Here is a 1314-nt window from a genome sequence, read left to right as displayed (position 1 = left end):
TGGGGACATAATCGATGGTGATATCGAGATCTTGCAGTACCCCGCGCAGAAAAAACTGTGTTTCTCGATCGCGGACGATAATTTTTTTCGGTCTGGCTGGCCGGGCGGGATTTTGGGGTGTTTCGATGGCGCGGATTAAGGTTCTCACCATGGCTTCGGGCCCGGTTTCGGGGGAAACTACTTCCATAGCGCGTACACAGCCCTCGCTACCATCCACCCAGATCACGCACTCGCCGCCGCTTTCTTGATTTGGTTCTAGGGTGGCCCGGGGCATTCTCTCGGATAAGGATAAAGCACGACGATCTCCTTCCCAAACACTGGGAATTTGTGGAATTTTTTTGAGGCGGCTTTGGGTGGTCCGGGGCAGAAGATTCATCGGGAAATTTAGGGGTAGCTGTGTTAGGATTTTAACCTTTTCTTTTCAAGGATTCCATAAGAATTATTCTATCGATTTAGTCCATAACTTGATAAATAAACCGGAAACCTGACCAAGTTCCCAGATCAAAGGCGTATTCATCAATTACACTGCCAGAATTATCCATTTTTAAGCCTGAATCTAATTTTAGATCGCTCCAGAAAGCTCTGGCTATTTCTAGGGGGTTAGTCAGGGTGAGCAGTTGGGTTGCTTCTCCCTTGAGGCTTTGAGTGGCATTGAGAAGGGTCAAGGTGTTCGGGAAAGGATGGCGACTGAGGATCAGTATATTCTCTCTGATGCCCTTGGGTTGACTAATTTTCCAATGCCCTAGGGTTGAATTGGGGATGGTGGCCTTGGTTTTGTCCGCCACGACAAAGGGGGCTAATGGGCTAGAATTGCTGAAATTATCGGGGTTTTCTGAACGGGAACAGTATAAAAGCGGTTGGCGATCGCTGTTGAGGACAAGGATCATTGCGTAGAGGGGTTGTTCTTCTTGATTCTCGATTTGATAGCGAATTTCTGTCCCGACGGGCAGAATTAAGTCATTTTTAGCGGTATTATTCCCCTTGCTACCCGGGATTTTTTGGGTTTGTACAGTGGAGATATAGGTTTGATCGAGGCTTTCTAGGGTGACAATGACGGCTAAACCGGAGGATTCTTGATTGATCAACAAGTGCCACAATTTGCAGGCCAGCAGGGTTTCTAGTTGCGATTGCAGTCGTTTGATCCCCGATTTAATTGCTTCGTTGGCCGCCCCTAAACTACCGATAATTAGGGAGCCATTGGCAGATAATAACTGATAATTGCCAGTTTCTTCGCTACCAACTCGACTTAAGAGACAATCTACCGTTTGTTCGCCAATGTTAACCACGGCGGCCACATCGGGCAAACTGGCAAAG

The 1314-nt window shown here is 47.6% G+C and carries 2 pseudogenes; both read right to left on the bottom strand.

The window, feature by feature from the left end:
- Nucleotides 1-376, bottom strand: a pseudogene (locus tag IQ242_RS24960) (hypothetical protein); the annotation flags it as partial.
- A 76-nt stretch (nt 377-452) separates the two neighbouring features.
- Nucleotides 453-1314: pseudogene (locus IQ242_RS24955) on the bottom strand (caspase family protein); the annotation flags it as partial.

Origin of the sequence: Microcystis sp. LEGE 08355, from assembly GCF_015207185.1 — a bacterium.
GTDB classification, from domain to species: Bacteria; Cyanobacteriota; Cyanobacteriia; order Cyanobacteriales; family Microcystaceae; genus Microcystis; species Microcystis panniformis.
This window is presented reverse-complemented; position numbering and strand designations above follow the sequence as displayed.